Raw genomic sequence first — 17,039 nt, forward strand, 5'->3', positions numbered from 1 at the left:
TGCCGATGGGAGGATGTGACCTCCGTGCTCGCCCCCCAGCGCGCGGAGGCCGTGCCCACCCCGCCGGCCTCCGTACGGCCCGCGCCGCCGCCCCGCAGCAAGGCCGTGGCCTGGTCGTACATCGGCGCCGCGGCGGTCGTGCTGGCCTGGCTCGCGGCCGGCCCGGAGTGGCTGCGGCTGCCGCTGATGGCCCTCGCCGTCGCGGGCGGGCTCGCCGCCATGGCGTACGGGGCCCACCGCGTCGCGCTTCCCGCCGAGCGGGCTCCCTGGCAGGCCCTGCACCTGAGCGCCTGGATGTTCTTCATCGCCATCGTGATCCGCGCGGTGGTCCCCGGCGCGGGTGCTGCCCCGCCCACCGCCATGGCGCTGTTCCCGGACACCTTCGTGCTGCTCGGCTACCTGATCATGGCGTACGCCTTCGGCAGCATGCTGCGCCGCCGGCGGGCCGCCGAGGACGACCCCGCGCGGGTCGACGCCGTGCTGGTCGGGCTCGCGGCGGCGTTCATGTGCTGGACGTACCTGACGGTGCCGTCGCTGGCGCACCCGGAGCTCACCGTCACCCGGGTGTCGAACTCCGTCTTCCCGGTGATCGACGTGGTCATCCTGGTGCTGGTCGCCCAGCTCGCGCTCTCCGGCGGCGTGCGCCAGCCCTCGCTGTGGCTCCTGATCGGCGCCGCCACGGTGATGTTCACCGGGGACTTCCTGTTCATCCTCCGCGACGGCGCGCTCGGCGACGTGTCGCAGCACACCCTCGACGTCCTGTTCACCGCGACGTTTCTGCTGGTCGGCGCGGCCGCGCTGCATCCGTCGATGCGGACGCTGACCGAGCCGCAGCGGATCGTGGTCAAGGAGGTCAGCAAGGTCCGGACCGCCCTCATCGGGGTGGCCGTGACCGGGCCCGTCGTCATCACGACCGTCGAGCCGCCCGGCGGGCTGCTGCACGGCACGGTCCGCGCGGTCCTGTGCGTGCTGCTGGTCCTCACGGTGCTGTACCGGGTGGTGCGCTCCAACAACTCCCGGGCGCGGGCGGAGCGGGTCACCCGGCGGCGCGCCACCCACGATCCGCTCACCGACCTGCCCAACCGCGAGCTGCTCGCGGAGACCGTGGAGAGCTGGGGCGACCAGGCGGCCGCCGAGCAGCTCGAGATCAGCCTGCTCTTCATCGACCTCGACCGGTTCAAGATGGTCAACGACCACTGGGGCCACCAGGTCGGCGACGAGCTGCTCTGCGCGGTCGCCGGCCGGCTCGGCGCGCAGGTGCGCTCGCAGGACCTGGTCTGCCGCATCGGCGGCGACGAGTTCGTCATCGCGCTGGCCAGCCCGTCGCACTCCGCGCTGGCCGAGTCGCTGGCCGGGCGGGTGCTCGAGGAGTTCGCCCGCCCGTTCGAGCTGTCCGTCGGCAACGTGGTGATCTCCGCGTCGATCGGCGTCGCCAAGTCTTACGGCGGGGCGCACGCGCTCGAGCTGATCCGCGACGCCGACACCGCGATGTACAAGGCGAAGGGTTCCGGGCGCAACGCGTACGCGCTGTTCGACACCTCCCTGCGCGAGCAGGTCCGCGACCGGATGAACCTCGAGCAGGCGCTGCGCAGCGCCCTGCCGCGCGGCGAGCTGGCGGTGCACTACCAGCCCATCATCGACCTGGCGACCGGCGAGCTGGACGGCTTCGAGGCGCTCATGCGCTGGCAGCACCCGGAGCTCGGCGCCGTGTCGCCGCTGGACTTCATCCCCGTCGCGGAGGAGACCGGGCTGATCGTCGAGAGCGGCGCGTGGCTGCTGCGCGAGGCGGCCGCCCAGCTGGCGGCCTGGCGGGCCGAACGCGGCCCGCACGCCCGGCCGCTGCACGTGTCGGTCAACGTGTCCGTCCGGCAGCTGCGCGACGGCGCGCTGGTCGAGATCGTCCGCGACGTGCTCGCCAGCACCGGCCTGCCGCCCGAGGCGCTGTGGCTGGAGATCACCGAGTCGGGCGTCATGGAGGACCTGGAGACGGCGCTGGCCACTCTGCAGGCGCTGCGCGGGCTGGGCGTCACCCTCTGCATCGACGACTTCGGTACGGGCTACTCGTCGCTGAGCTACCTCAACCGGCTGCCCGTGGGGATCGTGAAGCTCGACCGCTCGTTCGTCTCCGAGGTGGGCCGGCACGGCGCGAACGAGTCCATCGTGCGCGCGGTCCTGGCCATGACCGGGGCGATGAACCTGCGGGTCGTCGCCGAGGGCGTCGAGACCGAGGGACAGCGGGACTGGCTCCGCGAGCAGGGCTGCGACCTCGCCCAGGGCTGGCTGTACGGCAGACCCGTCCCGCCCGCCGCGCACGCGGGCCGGGTCTGACCGCTCACCCGTCCACGACCAGCACCACCTTGCCGCGGCCGTGGCGGGACTCGACCGCGGCGTGTGCCTCGGCGACGGCGGTCAGCGGGTAGGCGCGTACCGGCATGGTCACGAGTCCGCGGGCTGCCAGGGCGATCACCTCGGCCAGCCGGGCGGGGGAGCGGCCGGCCCGGACCACGCGCGCCCCGTGCTCGGCCGCCGCGGCGTCGTCCACGATCGTGCCGATGCGCTCCGGGGGCACGCCCAGCGCCACGGACTGGGCGATCGCCTGCCCGCCCGCCGCGTCCAGGGCCACGCTCACCGGGGCGAGCGCGCGTACCGCGGGGACCAGGCCGTCGCCGTACGCCACCGGGATCGCGCCGAGCTGCCGCAGGTACGCGTGGTTCGCCGGGCTCGCCGTACCGATCACCGTGGCCCCGGCGAGGAGCGCGAGCTGGGTGGCGACCGTGCCGACCGACCCGGCCGCGGCGTGCATCAGCAGCACGTCGCCGGCGCCCACCCCGAGTTCCCGCAGGGCGCCCGAGGCCGTCTGAGCCGCGGCGACCAGCGCGGCGGCGACCGGGAAGTCCAGCTCCGGCGGCTTCGCGACCACGGTGCCCGCGGCCACGACGACGTGCGTGGCCTGGCCGTTCAACATCGTCGAGCCGAGCACGGGGTCGCCCACCGCGAGGCCGGTCACCCCCGCGCCGAGCCGGTCGACGACTCCCGCGTACTCCTGGCCGGCCTGTTGCGGGAAACGCACCGGGACCGGCGCGATCCGGCCGCGCCGGACGGCCACGTCGAACGGCTGCACCCCGGCGGCGCGCACCCGGACCCGGACCTGACCCGGGCCCGGCTCCGGATCCGGCAGGTCGGCGAGGCGCAGGACATCGGGCGGACCGAAGCGGTCGAACACGGCGGCTCTCATGGGCGCCACTGTGCAAGCTGAAGCGGAGTTGAGGTCAAGGGTGCACCGGCCGGAGCCTTGACACCCGGCCGAGCGGGGCCGCCGGGCGAACTCCCGGTCACGATCGGGGGCACGCCCGCGACCGCCGGGCCCGGCGTCGCTACCGTTGTCGGGTGTCTGAGATCCCGTGGTGGGGGCTGCCCCTCATCGCCGCAGTGTCCGCCCTGGCCGGGGCGGGTGCGACGCTTCTGGTGTCCGCCCGCGACAACTACCTGCGCAGCCGCGCCAAGCGCACCCGGCGCTGGTACGCAGAGCGACGCGACGCGTACGTGGCGTTGCTGACGCAGTTCGAGCGGGCCTCGTACCGGATGCGCGCCGCGCTGGACGGTGGCCAGCCGATGCCCGGCCCGTACACGTATCTCGACGAGGTCGGCCCGGCGCTGATGCAGGTACGCCTGCTCGCCTCGGGGCAGGTCCGCAGCGCCGCGCTGGCCGTGCACCTGCTGCTGGAGAAGCTGTACGCGACCCGCCCCACGCCCCCGCCCGGGGTGGACCCGGCCAAGTCGCCGCGGGAGATGCTCGGGCACGTGCCGCTGGTGATGCAGCAGCTGGAGGCGGCCATCCGGGAGGAACTCGGCATCGAGGTCACGGCACCGCCACCGCTCCCGGCCGGTACGGCGCCCCGATCGCTGCGGGGCTACCTGCGGCGGGGGTCGTCGGCGTCCCGCGAGTCGAGCGTCACTGGGTGATCTTGCCCGGTCCGCGGGATCATCGAGTCCGGTGCAGGACTCGCTGGGGAGGCGTCCATGTCGGGCTTGTCGGTCACTGAGGCGGTCGTTCGGAGCGGGGTGGTGGCCGTCCTGCGCGCGCCGACCGCGGATGCCTTCTCGGCCGTGAGCGACGTGCTCGTCGAGGCCGGCATCACCGCGCTCGAGGTGACGCTCACCTCCCGCGGGGCGATCGAGGCCATCGGCGGGCTGCGCCGCCGGCTGCCCGCGCACGTGGCGGTCGGCGCCGGCACCGTGCTCACCCCGGACGACGCCAAGGCCAGCGTCGACGCGGGCGCGGCCTTCCTGGTGTCCCCGGTGTCCGTGCCCGGGATCGAGGGCTTCGACGTGCCGGCCTATCCGGGTGCGTTCACGCCGAGCGAGATCTTCGCCGCCGCCCGCACCGGCGCGCCGCTGATCAAGCTCTTCCCGGCCTCGGTGGTCGGCCCGCGCTACCTCAAGGACGTGCACGGGCCGCTGCCCGGCGTGCGGATCATGCCCACCGGTGGCATCGAGATCGCCGACGTGGCGGCCTGGCTGACCGCGGGCGCCGCGGCGGTCGGGCTGGGCGGGCCGCTGATCGGCGACGCCGCCGCCGGTGGCAGCCTCGCCAGGCTGGCCGAGCGGGCCCGCCGGGCGGTCGACGCCGTCGCGTACGCCCGCGCATGACCGGCCTGCTCACCTTCGGCGAGACCATGGGCCTGGTCGCCGCCGAGGGCATCGGACCGCTCGAGCACGCCCGCGGCTTCCGCTTCGGCATCGGCGGGGCGGAGAGCAACGTGGCGATCGGCGTGGCCCGCCTCGGCTCGCCCGCCACCTGGATCGGCCGGGTCGGCCGGGACGCGACCGGCGACCTCATCGAGCGGCGGCTGCGCGCCGAGGGCGTGGCCGCGGTGGTGATCCGCGACCCCTCGTTCACCGGCCTCATGGTCCGGCACCGCCGCACAGGCGCGCTGCAGCACGTCGACTACCACCGGGCCGGCAGCGCGGGCTCGCGGCTCGGCCCCTCGGACATCCCCGTCGATGCGCTCCACACGGCAGCCCTGCTGCACGTCACCGGCATCACCCCGGCGCTGAGCGACACCGCCCGCGCGGCCGTCTTCCAGGCGGTCGAGACGGCCCGGGCCGCCGGTGTGCCGGTCAGCGTGGACGTCAACCACCGCGCCAAGCTGTGGTCCCGCTTCGACGCCGGCCCGGTCCTGCTCGACCTCGTCTCGCGGGCCGACATCGTCTTCGCCGGCCCGGACGAGGCCGCGATCGTCGTCGACGGGCCGCCCGTCGCCGGCCTGGCGAAGCTCGGCCCGGCCGAGGTGATCGTCAAGGACGGCCCGCGCGGCTGCACGGCGCTGATCGCCGGCGAGACGTTCACCGTGCCCGCCCTCGACGTGACGGTGGTCGACCCGGTCGGGGCGGGCGACGCGTTCGTCGCCGGCTACCTCGCCGACCGGCTCGCCGGTGCGGCGCCCGCGGCCCGGCTGGAGACGGCAGTGGCGGCGGGGGCGTGGGCGGTCACGCTGCCCGGCGACTGCGAAGGCCTGCCGTCGCGCGAGGATCTCGCCGCCCTGCGATCGGCCACGGACGACGTCGTCCGCTGACGCGGGGGGCCGGCAGCGCCGCCTCCACCGCCCGGGCCTCCTCGTCCCGGCTGCGGTAGCCGAAGATCACCCGGGCGCCGTCGCGAGCCAGGCGCTCCACGATCGCCCGGCCGATGCCGCGCGAGCCACCGGTCACCACGGCCGTTCTGCCGCTCAAGGCCCCGTCATGCCGTCGCAGCCTACCGGCCATGGTGGATCCCGGTGCCGCCCGCGTGACCGGATCGTTCCGGTGCCGGGCAGGTCCGTGCCTTATGCCGCGGGCCGCCCGGGCCCGAGGATGGACCCATGACCAACGCGCTCGTCGTCATCGACGTCCAGGAATCGTTCCGCGCCCGGCCGCTCTGGCGGGCGGTCGGCAACCCCGACATCGCCGCCCGGGTCCAGCGCCTCGTGGACGCCGCGCGCGCCGCCGGCGACCTCGTCGTCTGGGTGCTGCACGCCGAACCCGGCAGCGGCGGCGTGTTCGACCCTGCGTCGGGGCACGTCCGGGTCCTCGCCGAGCTGGACCCCCGGCCCGGCGAGCCCGTGCTGACCAAGACCTCGCACAACTCGTTCACCACCACGAACCTTCAGCAGACGCTGACCGCGCGGGGCGTACGGCATCTGACGGTGTGCGGCATCCGGACCGAGCAGTGCGTGGAGACCACCGCGCGGCTCGGGTCGGACCTCGGGTACGCCGTCACGTTCGTCACCGACGCCACCGCCACCTTCCCGATCCCGCACCGCGACGCCCCCGCCGACCAGAGCGTCGAGGACCTGCTGGCGGATCCGCGTACGCTGAGCGCCGCAGACGTCGTGGCCCGCACCGAGTACGCACTCGCCGGCCGGTTCGCCACCGTCACCACCGTCGCCGAGCTGATCGGGGAGCTGACCGGATCGTGATCCGTGCCGTGTTCGTCCTCGTGCCGCAGCTGCACCTGCTGGACCTGGCCGGTGCCGCTCAGGTGTTCTCCACCGCGGCCGACTTCGGGCACGACTACCGGCTGACGTACGTCGCGGAGCAGCCCGACGTCCCGACCCACCAGGGCGTCGGGCTGCGCGCGGAGACGACCTGGCCGCGGCTCGGTCCCGGCGACCTGATCGTGGTCCCGGGCTGGCGGTCGCCGCACCTGATCGGCAGCGGGCACCTGGAGGACGACTCGCTGCGTCGCATCGCGGACCACCACGCGTCCGGCGGAACGGTGGCGAGCGTGTGCGCGGGAGCCGACGCCCTCGGCCGCGCCGGCCTGCTCGACGGCCGTCGCTGCACCACCCACCACGACGTCCAGGACGAGCTGGCCCGGCGCTACCCGCGGGCGACCGTCGTGCGCGACGTGCTGTACGTCGCCGACGACCGCGTCATCACCTCGGCGGGGATCGCCAGCGGCATCGACCTCGCCCTGCACCTGCTCGCGGTGCGGCACGGCCCGGCCGCCGCGGCCCGGGTGGCCCGCCAGATGGTGGTGTACGCCCGCCGCAACGGCGACGACCAGCAGGTCAGCGCGATGCTGCGGCACCGCGGCCACCTCAGCGACGTCGTGCACCGCGTGCAGGACCGCATCGACGCCCGCTTCGCCGAGCCGCTGCCGCTGACGGACCTCGCGGCGCAGGCGGGGGTCAGCGAGCGCACCCTCACCCGCCGCTTCGAGGCCGCGACGGGCCGTACGCCGCTGCGCTACCAGCAGCTTCTCCGGCTGGAACGCGCGGAGCACCTGATCAGCCACGGGTCGACGGTCGAGGCGGCGGCCCGCGCGGTCGGCTTCGGCGACGCCCGCATGCTGCGCCGGCTGCGCTCGCGCGGCGAGGACGCCGCGATCACACCGTGACGGCGACGGTCCGCCGGACGAGTGCGGCGAGGTCGTCGCGGCTCGGGCCGTCCGGGACGGGCGGGCGCCAGCCGGACGCGTACATCGCCCGGGCCGCCGGTTCCACCTCCGCCAGCGTCGCGGGCAGCGCCGTCATCGACAGGTACGGCCCGACGACGCGCATCAGCGACGGGTCCCGCTCCGCGGCCGCGACGATGTGGCCCGACGTCAACGGGCGGTCGAGGTCGACGTCCTCGCCGGCGAGCTGGCGTACCTGATCGCGGTCCCAGGCCCGGTGGTCGTCGAACCAGGGGCGGATCCGCTCGGCGCACCAGGCGTCCAGCTCGAGGGTCGCCGCCTCGGCGTCCGTGCCGAGCGCACGGACGAACCGGCGCGTCTGCAGCAGCGAGGTGGCGATGCCGCGCCCGCCGGTGGGGTTCGTCGTGCACACCGTGTCGCCGAGGTGGACGAGGCCGGGCAGCCCGACCCGCCCCCGCTCGTCGCGCTGACCCCGGTAGGAGTTGTGCAGGTGGCCGCCGGGCAGCACCGGGCTGATCGGCTCGCTGCGGGCCGGGGCGGTCCACGCGTCCAGGCCGGGCACGAGCCGTACGGCCGCCTCGAACGCCGCCGGTGCTCGCAGGCCGGCCAGCTCGCGGTCGCTGCTCAGCCGGGCGATGAGCACCGAGACGGTCCGGTCGTCCTGCAGGAACACCGCCGCCAGGTAGCCGGGGAAGCGGCTCATCAGCCCGATCGGGTTGTTCACCGGGCCCGGCTCGGCGCCGGGCCGCAGGGCGTAGTGGCGGGACACGTACGCCAGCCCGCAGTCGGCGCTCTCGCCCGGGGCCCGCAGGTCGTCGGCGAGGTGCCCGGCGCGTCCCGAGGCGTTGACGACCAGCCCGGCGCGCAGCTCCCGGCCGTCCACGCGCAGCCCGGCGGCCCGTCCGCGCGACCGCAGCACGTCGTCGACGTGGCCGCGGACCAGCGTCACGCCGTCCTGCGCGAGGGCGGCCTCCCGCAGGACCCGTTCGAGGAGGCTGCGGCGGCAGCGCAACCCGATGGCCATGGCCGGGCGTCCGTTCGCGGCGGGCACGATCGAGGTCTCGGCACCTGCGGCCGCCAGCGCGTCGCGCACGTCCGGCATCTCGGCCTCGAGCGCGTCCACCACCTGCTGGCGCACGCCGTGCGGGTGATGGAACTGCATCACCCCGCGCCGCGGCCAGCTGCCGTCCGCGGCCGGTCCGCCGTCGCGGTCGACGACCGTGACGCGGTGCCCGCGCCGGGCGAGCGCGATGGCCGTGAACAGGCCGGTCGGGCCGGCCCCGGCGATGGCGGTCTCCATGCTCCGACGGTAGAACCGTCCCGGCCGTCCGGTCACCCGCAGTCGGGATGCCGTCACGCCGGATAGGCTCGGCCGATGGAGATCGCGGGGCTGGTCCTCGCAGCGGGCGCCGGGCGCCGGTACGGGATGCCGAAGGCGCTCGTGCCCTGGCACGGCCGCCTGCTCGTGCGGCGTGCCGCCGACGTGGCCGCGGAGGCCGGGCTCGCGCGCACCGTCGTGGTGGTCGGCGCGCAGGCGGGACGGGTCCGGGACGCAGCGCCGGAGCTGACCCTCGTCGAGAACCCGGCCTGGGACAGCGGCATGGCGTCGTCGCTGCGGGCCGGGCTCACCGCGCTGGGCGCGACGGCGGCCGGGGCGGCGGTGGTCCTGCTGGTCGACATGCCCGGCGTCACCCCCGCGGCGGTACGCCGCATCGCCGCGTACGCGACCCCTTCAGCCCTGGTGATGGGCGGGTACGCCGACCGCCGCTCGCATCCGGTGCTGCTGGGCCGCGACCACTGGGACGGCGCCGCCCGCAGCGCGTCGGGCGACCGTGGCGCCCGGGACTACCTGCGCGCCCACGCCGGCGAGGTCCGCGTCGTGCCGGTCGGCGACGTGGCCGACGACACCGACCTCGACGTTCCCGTCGCGCATGCGTGACCTGCTGGGACCCCTGGCCGACGCCTGGCGGGCCGGGGAACGGGCCGGGCTGGCGACGGTGACCGCGACGTGGTCCAGCGCGCCCCGGCAGCCCGGCGCGGCGATGCTGGTCCGCGCGGACGGTACGGCGGTCGGCAGCGTCTCGGGCGGCTGTGTGGAGGGCGCGGTGTACGAGCTGTGCCGTGAGGTGGCGGAGTCCGGCGAGCCGCGTACGGTCCGGTTCGGTGTCACCGACGACGACGCCCTCGGCGTGGGGTTGCCGTGCGGCGGCGCGATCGAGCTGTTCGTGGAGCCGGCCGGCTTCCCGGAGGTCGAGATGCTCGCCGCCGAGGTGGCCGCCGAGCGGCCGGTGGCCCTGGTGACCGGGGTGGCGGGCCGGGCCCGTGGCCGCCACGTCGTGCTGACGCCGGGGGAGCGGTACGGAACGCTCGGCGGGGACGCGATCGACGAGGCCGCCACCGAGCGCGGCCGGGTGCTGCTCGCCGCCGCGCAGACCGCTCCGGTCCAGCTCGAGCCGGAGACGACCGTGCTGGTCACCTCGTTCGCGCCGGCCGCCCGGATGCTCGTGTTCGGCGCCGGCGACCACGCGGCGGCGGTCGCCCGGATCGGCTCCTTCCTCGGCTACCGGGTCACGGTGTGCGACGCCCGGCCGGTGTTCGCCACCGCCGGCCGGTTCCCCGGCACCGAGGTGGTGACCGAGTGGCCGCACCGCTACCTGGCCGCCGAGGCCGCGGCGGGCCGGGTGGACGGGCGTACGGCCGTGTGCGTCCTGACCCACGACCCGAAGTTCGACGTGCCCGTGCTCGAGGTGGCGTTGCGGCTGCCGCTGGCGTACGTGGGCGCGATGGGCTCACGGCGTACCCACGACGGCCGGCTCGCGCGGCTCCGGGAGGCCGGGCTGGGCGCGGCGGAGCTGGACCGGCTCAGCTCGCCGATCGGGCTGGACCTCGGTGCCCGTACGCCGCAGGAGACCGCCGTGAGCGTGGCCGCGGAGATCGTGGCCCTGCGCCGGCGCGGCTCGGGCCGGCGGCTCTGCGACACCTCGGGCCCGATCCACGGCGGCGGGATGATCTGATGGCCCGGTGCTGCACCTTCGGATCATCTGCCCGCCGGACCGGACCGCCGCGGTCGAGGAGCTGCTGGCCGGCGACGATGCGGTCACCCACGTCGTGGTGCTGCCGGGCACGGCCCGCGATCCGCACGGCGACCTGGTGCTGTGCGACGTCGTCCGGGAGGGCACCAGCGACCTGATCGCCGCGCTGCGCGAGCTCGGCGTGGAACGCGACGGCTCGATCATGCTGGAGAAGGTCGACACGACTTTGTCCGCCGCCGCGGCGCGCGCCGAGAAGCGGGTGCCCGGGCTCGGCGTCGACGCCGTCGTCTGGGAGGAGGTCGAGCAGACCACCGCCGCCGAGAGCGAGCTGTCCTGGGCCTTCCTCACCTTCATGGTGGTGGCGACCGCGATCGCCGGCATCGGCGTGCTGCTGGACCAGCCGATCCTCATCGTCGGCGCGATGGTCGTCGGCCCGGACTTCGGCCCGCTGGCCGCGTTCTGCGTCGGGGTGGTCCGGGGCCGCTGGACGATGGTGCGCCGGGCCGTCGTCGCGCTGGTCGCCGGGTTCGCGGCCGGCATCGTGGTCACGGTCGCCACCACCCGGCTGCTCGACGCCCTCGGCCTGGTGGACAAGTCCATGCTGCTGGGCGAGCGGCCGGTGACCAGCTTCATCTGGCAGCCGGACGCGCTCAGCTGGGTGGTCGGTCTGCTCGCCGGGATCGCCGGGATGCTCTCGCTGACCTCGGCGAAGGCCGGCACGCTGGTCGGCGTGCTGATCTCGGTCACCACGGTCCCGGCCGCCGCCAACGCGGCTGTGGCGCTCGCGTACGGGGTGACCAACGAGGCCACCGGCTCGGCGCTGCAGCTGCTGATCAACATCGCCGCGATCGTGACCGCCGGCGTGCTCACCCTGCTCGTACAGCGGACCGCCGGGCGCCTCAGGGCCAGACCGGGCAGGAGCTGAGCTCGCGCAGGCTGCTCAGGCGGCACGGCTCGTCGAGCGGTCCCAGGCCCGGCCGGTCCAGATGCGCCGCGTGCAGTCCGGCGGCGCGGGCCGCGACCACGTCCAGCGCGTGGTTGTCGCCGACGCTGAGCACCTCGCCCGGGGCCAGCCCCCAACTTCGGCACGCCCGCCGGAACGCGTCGGGATGCGGTTTCGCCACGCCCAGCCCGTCCACGGTGAACACCGGACCGGCCAGCCCGCTCAGGCCCGTACGCGCCAGCTTCCTGTTCTGCTGCACCGCGGAGCCGTTGGTCAGCACCGCGGTCCGCAGCCCGGCCGCCGCGATCATCCGCAGCGCGTCGGCCGCGTCGTCGAACGCGCGCCACGCCGCCTCGTAGTGCCCCAGGTAGCCGGCGAAGACGGCATCCAGTTCCGCGTCGCTGCCGTCCGTACCGAGGAATTCGCGCAACCGGCGACGGCGCTGCTCCGGGTAACTGACCGTGCCCGCCCGCCAGGCCGCGAGGTGCGGCTCCTCCAGAGCGGTCCACCGCGCGACGGCCTCGTCGGTCGCCGGCAGGCCGATCGACGGCAGCCAGGCCCGCACGCCCGCGTCGGCGGCGGACCGGTGATCGAAGAGGGTGCCGTCGAGGTCCAGCAACACACCGCGCAATGACACGCCGGGCATCCTATGCTCGGCAGTCGTGGACATCCCGCCGATACCCCTCGGAACGTGGCCCACGCCGCTCGAGCCGGCGCTGCGCCTCGCGGTCGCGCTGAACCTCGACGAGCTGTGGATCAAACGCGACGACCTGACCGGCCTGGGCGGCGGCGGCAACAAGGTGCGGAAACTGCAGTATTCCTGCGCGCAGGCGGTCAAGGCGGGCGCGACGGGGCTGGTCACCACGGGCGCGCCGCAGTCCAACCACGCCCGGCTCACCGCGGCGGCGGCCGCCCGGCTGGGCCTGCGCTGCACCCTCGTGCTGCGCGGGCACCCGCCGGCGGAACGCCGCGGCAACCTGATCCTCGACGAGCTCGCGGGCGCGACGGTCGTCTGGGCCGGCGACGCACCCCTCGACGAGGTGGCCGCCGCCCAGGACGGCTACCTGATCCCGTTCGGCGGCACCTCCGCGTTCGCCGCCCACGGCTACGTCGACTGCGCCCGGGAGCTGCTCAGCCAGCTGCCGGAGCTGGACACGGTGGTGGTCGCGCTCGGCTCGGGCGGCACGATGGCCGGCCTGGTCGCGCACCTCGGCCCGGACCGGGTGTACGGCGTGGACACCGGCGCGCTGCCCGACCCGCGGGGCACCGTCGCGGCGCTGCTGGCCGAGATGGGACGGCCCGTGGACCCGGCCGCGCTGCGCATCGACGGCTCCCAGGTCGGCGCCGGCTACGCGACTTTGACCGAGCCGGTGCGGGCCGCGCTGGCCCTGGCCGCCCGTACCGAGGGGCTGTTCCTGGATCCGACGTACACCGGCCGCGCCTTCGCGGGGCTGTGTGCGAACCCGCCCGCCGGCAAGGTCGTCTTCCTGCACACCGGCGGCCTGCCCGGCCTCTTCGGCCACCCGCAGGTCTAGGGTCTGTTTCGCTGCGACCCCGGATACGAGACAGACCCTAGAGCCGCGTCGCCGTGCGGACCAGGCCGGAGACGCCACGGGAGCGGCTGTGCGGCGGCCACGCGATGACCGTGGTGACCGTCGGCGCGTCCGGCACCGGCACGGCGACCAGTTCGCCGGGCAGCTGGGAGCGGCACGACTCCGGCAGCACGGCGACCGCCCGGCCGAGCCCGATCAGCTGGAGCAGCTGGGCGTGGTCGCGCACCTCGGGGCCGGGGCCGTCGGGATACGTCCCGTCCCGGTTGCGCCATCGGGGCAGCGGCAGGCCCGAGAGCTCGCTGACCTCGGCCGCGCGTACCGATGTCCGGCCGGTGAGGGGATGGCCCGCCGGCAGGACCAGCATCTGGCCCTCGGTCCGCAGGTCCTCGACGTCGAAGCCGGCGACCGAGTCGAACGGCCGGTGCAGCAGCGCCACGTCGGCCCGCCCGTCGCGCAGCAGCTGCTCCTGCTCGCCGATCCCGCACAGCAGCACGTCCACGGGCACGGCACCGGGTTCGGCCGCGTACGCGTCGAGCAGCTTCGCCAGCAGCTCGCCGGCCGCGCCTGCCTTCGTGGCCAGCACCACGCCGGCCGTGCCGCCGCCGGCCTGCGCGGCCCGGCGGGTGCGCCGCTCGGCCGCCTCGACCGCGTCCAGCGCCGCCCGGGCCTCGCGCAGGAGCACCGCCCCGGCCTCGGTCAGGCCGACCGACCGGCTGGTGCGTTCCAGCAGCGTCGCGCCGAGGCGGCGTTCGAGCCGGCTGATCGCCCGGGACAGCGGGGGCTGGGCCATGCCGAGCCGCTCCGCCGCCCGGCCGAAGTGCAGTTCCTCGGCGACGGCGACGAAGTACCGCAGCTCTCGCGTCTCCACGCCGCCATCGTAGCCATTGATACCCGCGGGGTATCGCCGCCCACCCGTTCGGTGTTGGTGGCCGCGCCGGCGGCGGACAGGATCGAGGACATGAGCGATCGAACAATGGCGCTGGTCACCGGCGCGAACAAGGGCATCGGGTACGAGATCGCGGCCGGCCTCGGGGCCCTCGGCTGGCAGGTCGGGGTGGGCGCCCGGGACGCCGAGCGCCGCGAGGCCGCGGTGGCGAAGCTGCGCGCGGGAGGGGCCGACGCGTTCGGCGTACCGCTGGACGTGACCGACGCCGCGAGCGTGACCGCCGCGGCGCGGCTGATCGAGGACCGGGCCGGCCGCCTCGACGTGCTGGTCAACAACGCCGGGATCACCGGTGGCCGGCCGCAGGAGCCGACCCTGGTCGACCCCGCGACCATCCTGGCCGCCGTGGACGTCAACGTGTTCGGCGTCGTCCGCGTCACCAACGCGATGCTGCCGCTGCTGCGCCGCTCCGCCTCGCCGCGGATCGTCAACATGTCCAGCACCGTCGGCTCCCTCACCCGGCAGCTGACGCCCGGCGCGCAGACCGGGCCCATCGCGGCCGCGTACTCGCCGTCGAAGACGTTCCTCAACGCCGTCACCGTGCAGTACGTCAAGGAGCTGCGGGACACGAACATCCTGATCAACCTGGCGTGCCCGGGTTACACCGCGACCGACCTGAACGGCTTCAGCGGCGTGCGTACCCCGGAGCAGGGCGCGGCGATCGCGATCCGGCTCGCCACCCTGCCCGACGACGGCCCGACCGGCGGCTTCTTCGACGACGACGGTGAGATCCCCTGGTGATCGTCCGTCCTCATCGGACCGCCGCGGGCAGACCTCGCAAGGCTGCCAGGCCCAGGGCGGAGCGCGGCTGGTAGGCGGTCCGCCACAGGCCGCCGTGCGCCGCGCCGAACGCCTCGTCCCGCCAGGCCTGCGGCGCCGCGGCCCGCGGGTTGCGCAGCTGGTGCACGAGCAGCGCCGCCATGAGCCGGTTGCTGGTGGCCGGCTCGAAGATCTCCACCCCGAACAGGTGCGCGCCCGCGTACGCCGCCGCCAGCAGCCGGTTGCTGGTCACCGATCGGGTCCGGGTGGGCGGCGCGACGGAGAGGCTGACCGTCGCACCGTCCCGGCGGGCCACCGCCGCCCGCCAGCGCTGGATCCGTTTGGCGAGCGCATAGTTCGGCCCCTGCTGCGGCACGAGGCTGTCGGCGATGCCCGGGTCCGAGCCCTCCGGATAGTTCGGGGTCAGCAACCGCTCCGCGGAGAACAGGTGGGCGAGGCGGGCGGTCCGCGAACGGTCGCGGTACCTGGCCGTGGACTGCGCCACGGCTTCGCCGGGCACCGCGAAGACGTCGGTCGGGGTCGCGAGGAACGCCAGCGCCGTGCCGGGCCGCTGTGCCATCACGTGTACGGCCACAGCGTCGACAGCCGCAGACAGCCGGGCGTACGCCGCGCCGGGCGCGTACACGTAATTGCCCAGCACCAGCCGCCCCGGCATGCCGAGCAACCACCGTGCGACCCCGGGCAGCCCGCTGAGCAGGTCCACCCCGGCGGTCTCCACCGAGGCGCCGGGCGCGATCAGCGTCCCGGCGCTGCGGCGGGCGGTGGTGGCCACCCGCGCCCACAGCTCGGCCCGGGGAAGGTCCACGCCGACGACCGTGGCGCCCCAGCCGAGCGCGGCCGGCAGCGGTCCCATCTCCGCGCCGGCGCCCAGCACGACGAGCCGGTGATCGGAGAGGTCCAGCCAGCCCGGGTTCGCCACGACCTCACGGACCATCTCGGCGCACGACGCCTCGAGGCTGCCGGCGGTGACCCACGCGTCGAGGCGCCGCAGCAGCGAGTCGCCCCGCAGCAGCTCCCCGCGCCACGGCACGATCAGCTCACGCTCGGGCGCGCCCTCGCCCGTGACGGTCACCGTGCCGGGCGGCTCCCCGGCGGCGTCGAACACCGAGCTGAGCGGCGCGTCCTCGCCCGCCCGCTCGACGGCCATCCGGCGGTGCACCGACTCGAGACCCGCCGCAGCGATGTCGTACCCGCCGTCCAGCCCGGCTTCCACCAACGCCCGGAAGTGCCGCAGATAGCCCTTGCGCCAGTCGCGTTCGGCCGCCGCGGCGTCGGCGGCGGCGGGGTCGGCGGCCCGCAGGGCGTCGGCCACCACCGCGCGCCCGAGCTCCGAGCTGCTGCGCCGACCGTCCGCACCGCGGGGAAACACGACCTCGTTCACGCCGCACAGTATGGCTTCCCCGGTTCCTCCTACCGAGGGAGGAGGAGCCCGGGCCGCGGGGACGACCGGACGGACCGGCGGTCGGGCGAAACGGCGCGCCGGGCCGGACAGCATCAGCGTTATGACTTCCCTGCTGCGGCTGCACCGCCCGTTGATGGTCCTCACCGCCGCCACGGCGGTCCTCGCCGTGATCGCCGCGGTGGGCATCGTCGCCGATTCCCGGATCCTGACCGGCATGCCCATCTGGGCGAAGCCGTTCAAGTTCGCCGTCTCCTTCACCCTGTACGCCGCCACGCTCGCGTGGATGCTGTCGTTGCTGCCGCGCCGCAGCCGGGCCGCCGAGCGGGCGGCCACGGTCGTCCTCGCGGCTGCCGTGGCGGAGCTGGTCGTCATCGTCGGGCAGGTGCTGCGCGGTACGACCAGCCACTACAACATGACCACCCCGCTGAACTCGGCGTTATGGAGCGTCATGGGCATCGCGATCATGGTGCTGTTCGCCGGGCACCTGGTCATCGGCTTCGTCGTCCTGCGCGCCCGCATCGCCGACCGCCCCGCCGCGCACGCCGTCCGGTGGGGTCTCGGGCTGACGCTCGTGGGGATGCTGGTGGCCGTACCCATGACGCAGTCCCGCATGGCACACAGCGTCGGCGTCGCCGACGGCGGGCCGGGACTGCCGCTGACCGGCTGGAGCACCACCGGCGGAGACCTGCGGATCGGCCACTTCGTCGGCCTGCACGCCCTGCAGGCCCTGCCGTTGCTGGCGCTGGTTCTGGGCCGACGGTTCGACGAGGCGACCCGGCTGCGGCTGCTGGCCGTCGGCGGCTCCGCGTACGGCATGCTCACCCTGCTGCTGACGTGGCAGGCGCTGCGGGCCCAGCCACTGCTGCGCCCGGACGCCCTCACGCTCACGGCCTTCGCGGCGCTCGCCGCCGGGACCGCCGTCGCCGCCGCCGCGGTGATCCGGGCCCGGCGACCCGAGCTGACGCTCGCCGCGTGACCGGCAGCCTA

Annotated in this window: 18 protein-coding genes; 12 read left to right on the forward strand and 6 right to left on the reverse strand. The window is 75.3% G+C overall.

Annotated features, from left to right (window positions below; all coding sequences use genetic code 11):
• Positions 1-24: 24 nt before the first annotated feature.
• Positions 25-2,328 (forward strand): putative bifunctional diguanylate cyclase/phosphodiesterase, encoded by a 2,304-nt coding sequence (locus COUCH_RS10840; RefSeq protein ID WP_249611940.1) that lies wholly within the window; start codon positions 25-27, stop codon positions 2,326-2,328.
• A gap of 4 nt (positions 2,329-2,332) precedes the next feature.
• Here COUCH_RS10840 and COUCH_RS10845 read toward each other — a convergent pair whose 3' ends face one another.
• Entirely contained in the window at positions 2,333-3,235 is a 903-nt protein-coding gene (locus COUCH_RS10845; protein WP_249611941.1) for an NADP-dependent oxidoreductase, read from the reverse strand.
• Between the two features lie 152 nt (positions 3,236-3,387).
• On the opposite strand from COUCH_RS10845, the gene COUCH_RS10850 reads away from it, so the two are divergent.
• Genes COUCH_RS10850 through COUCH_RS10860 form a run of 3 tightly spaced genes read left to right on the forward strand, consistent with a single transcriptional unit; the run spans position 3,388 to position 5,576 of the window.
• On the forward strand, positions 3,388-3,963 hold the full coding sequence (locus tag COUCH_RS10850; protein WP_249611942.1) for a hypothetical protein: 576 nt from the start codon (positions 3,388-3,390) through the stop codon (positions 3,961-3,963).
• Positions 3,964-4,020: 57 nt separating this feature from the next.
• Complete coding sequence (locus COUCH_RS10855; protein ID WP_249611943.1) at positions 4,021-4,650, forward strand: bifunctional 4-hydroxy-2-oxoglutarate aldolase/2-dehydro-3-deoxy-phosphogluconate aldolase; 630 nt, start codon at positions 4,021-4,023, stop codon at positions 4,648-4,650.
• Positions 4,647-5,576, forward strand: coding sequence for a sugar kinase (locus COUCH_RS10860; RefSeq protein WP_249611944.1), 930 nt, complete (start codon positions 4,647-4,649; stop codon positions 5,574-5,576). Before COUCH_RS10855 ends, COUCH_RS10860 begins: the two co-directional genes overlap by 4 nt.
• Here the strand turns inward: COUCH_RS10860 and COUCH_RS39135 are convergent.
• Positions 5,491-5,766, reverse strand: a complete 276-nt coding sequence (locus tag COUCH_RS39135) for an SDR family NAD(P)-dependent oxidoreductase (RefSeq protein WP_430640917.1) — start codon at positions 5,764-5,766, stop codon at positions 5,491-5,493. The two genes, COUCH_RS10860 and COUCH_RS39135, sit on opposite strands and share 86 nt — an antisense overlap.
• A gap of 95 nt (positions 5,767-5,861) precedes the next feature.
• Between COUCH_RS39135 and COUCH_RS10870 the strand changes: the two genes are divergently transcribed.
• Both COUCH_RS10870 and COUCH_RS10875 read left to right on the forward strand, forming a co-directional pair.
• The gene (locus COUCH_RS10870; RefSeq protein ID WP_249611945.1) at positions 5,862-6,458 is read left to right on the forward strand and encodes an isochorismatase family protein; all 597 of its coding nucleotides are present in this window, start codon (positions 5,862-5,864) and stop codon (positions 6,456-6,458) included.
• Complete coding sequence (locus COUCH_RS10875; RefSeq protein ID WP_249611946.1) at positions 6,455-7,381, forward strand: GlxA family transcriptional regulator; 927 nt, start codon at positions 6,455-6,457, stop codon at positions 7,379-7,381. Before COUCH_RS10870 ends, COUCH_RS10875 begins: the two co-directional genes overlap by 4 nt.
• Here the strand turns inward: COUCH_RS10875 and COUCH_RS10880 are convergent.
• Positions 7,371-8,699 (reverse strand): FAD-dependent oxidoreductase, encoded by a 1,329-nt coding sequence (locus COUCH_RS10880; RefSeq protein ID WP_249611947.1) that lies wholly within the window; start codon positions 8,697-8,699, stop codon positions 7,371-7,373. The genes COUCH_RS10875 and COUCH_RS10880 overlap by 11 nt on opposite strands.
• Before the next feature lie 75 nt (positions 8,700-8,774).
• Here COUCH_RS10880 and COUCH_RS10885 point away from each other — a divergent pair, with 75 nt between their 5' ends.
• From COUCH_RS10885 to COUCH_RS10895, 3 genes are read left to right on the forward strand one after another with little or no spacing between them, the layout of a single operon-like run.
• Entirely contained in the window at positions 8,775-9,338 is a 564-nt protein-coding gene (locus tag COUCH_RS10885) for a nucleotidyltransferase family protein (RefSeq protein ID WP_249611948.1), read from the forward strand.
• Positions 9,331-10,413: an XdhC family protein gene (locus COUCH_RS10890; RefSeq protein WP_249611949.1), complete on the forward strand. Its 1,083-nt coding sequence runs from the start codon at positions 9,331-9,333 to the stop codon at positions 10,411-10,413. The genes COUCH_RS10885 and COUCH_RS10890 overlap by 8 nt, the downstream gene beginning before the upstream one ends.
• A 7-nt stretch (positions 10,414-10,420) precedes the next feature.
• On the forward strand, positions 10,421-11,356 hold the full coding sequence (locus COUCH_RS10895; RefSeq protein ID WP_249611950.1) for a DUF389 domain-containing protein: 936 nt from the start codon (positions 10,421-10,423) through the stop codon (positions 11,354-11,356).
• Here COUCH_RS10895 and COUCH_RS10900 read toward each other — a convergent pair.
• Positions 11,331-12,011, reverse strand: coding sequence for an HAD family hydrolase (locus COUCH_RS10900; RefSeq protein ID WP_249611951.1), 681 nt, complete (start codon positions 12,009-12,011; stop codon positions 11,331-11,333). The two genes, COUCH_RS10895 and COUCH_RS10900, sit on opposite strands and share 26 nt — an antisense overlap.
• Before the next feature lie 25 nt (positions 12,012-12,036).
• On the opposite strand from COUCH_RS10900, the gene COUCH_RS10905 reads away from it, so the two are divergent.
• Positions 12,037-12,909 carry a pyridoxal-phosphate dependent enzyme gene (locus COUCH_RS10905; protein ID WP_249611952.1) on the forward strand — a complete coding sequence of 291 codons (873 nt, stop codon included), beginning with the start codon at positions 12,037-12,039 and terminating at the stop codon, positions 12,907-12,909.
• A gap of 37 nt (positions 12,910-12,946) precedes the next feature.
• Here COUCH_RS10905 and COUCH_RS10910 read toward each other — a convergent pair whose 3' ends face one another.
• Positions 12,947-13,795 (reverse strand): LysR family transcriptional regulator, encoded by an 849-nt coding sequence (locus COUCH_RS10910; protein ID WP_249611953.1) that lies wholly within the window; start codon positions 13,793-13,795, stop codon positions 12,947-12,949.
• Between the two features lie 90 nt (positions 13,796-13,885).
• On the opposite strand from COUCH_RS10910, the gene COUCH_RS10915 reads away from it, so the two are divergent.
• A complete protein-coding gene (locus COUCH_RS10915) occupies positions 13,886-14,611 on the forward strand; it encodes an SDR family oxidoreductase (RefSeq protein ID WP_249611954.1) in 726 nt (241 codons plus the stop codon).
• Between the two features lie 10 nt (positions 14,612-14,621).
• Here the strand turns inward: COUCH_RS10915 and COUCH_RS10920 are convergent, their stop codons facing one another.
• The gene (locus tag COUCH_RS10920) at positions 14,622-16,031 is read right to left on the reverse strand and encodes a hypothetical protein (RefSeq protein ID WP_249611955.1); all 1,410 of its coding nucleotides are present in this window, start codon (positions 16,029-16,031) and stop codon (positions 14,622-14,624) included.
• A 121-nt stretch (positions 16,032-16,152) separates the two neighbouring features.
• Here COUCH_RS10920 and COUCH_RS10925 point away from each other — a divergent pair, with 121 nt between their 5' ends.
• Positions 16,153-17,028: a hypothetical protein gene (locus COUCH_RS10925; protein WP_249611956.1), complete on the forward strand. Its 876-nt coding sequence runs from the start codon at positions 16,153-16,155 to the stop codon at positions 17,026-17,028.
• Positions 17,029-17,039: the final 11 nt, after the last annotated feature.

Source organism: Couchioplanes caeruleus (genome assembly GCF_023499255.1).
In the GTDB taxonomy this organism is placed as follows: domain Bacteria; phylum Actinomycetota; class Actinomycetes; order Mycobacteriales; family Micromonosporaceae; genus Actinoplanes; species Actinoplanes caeruleus_A.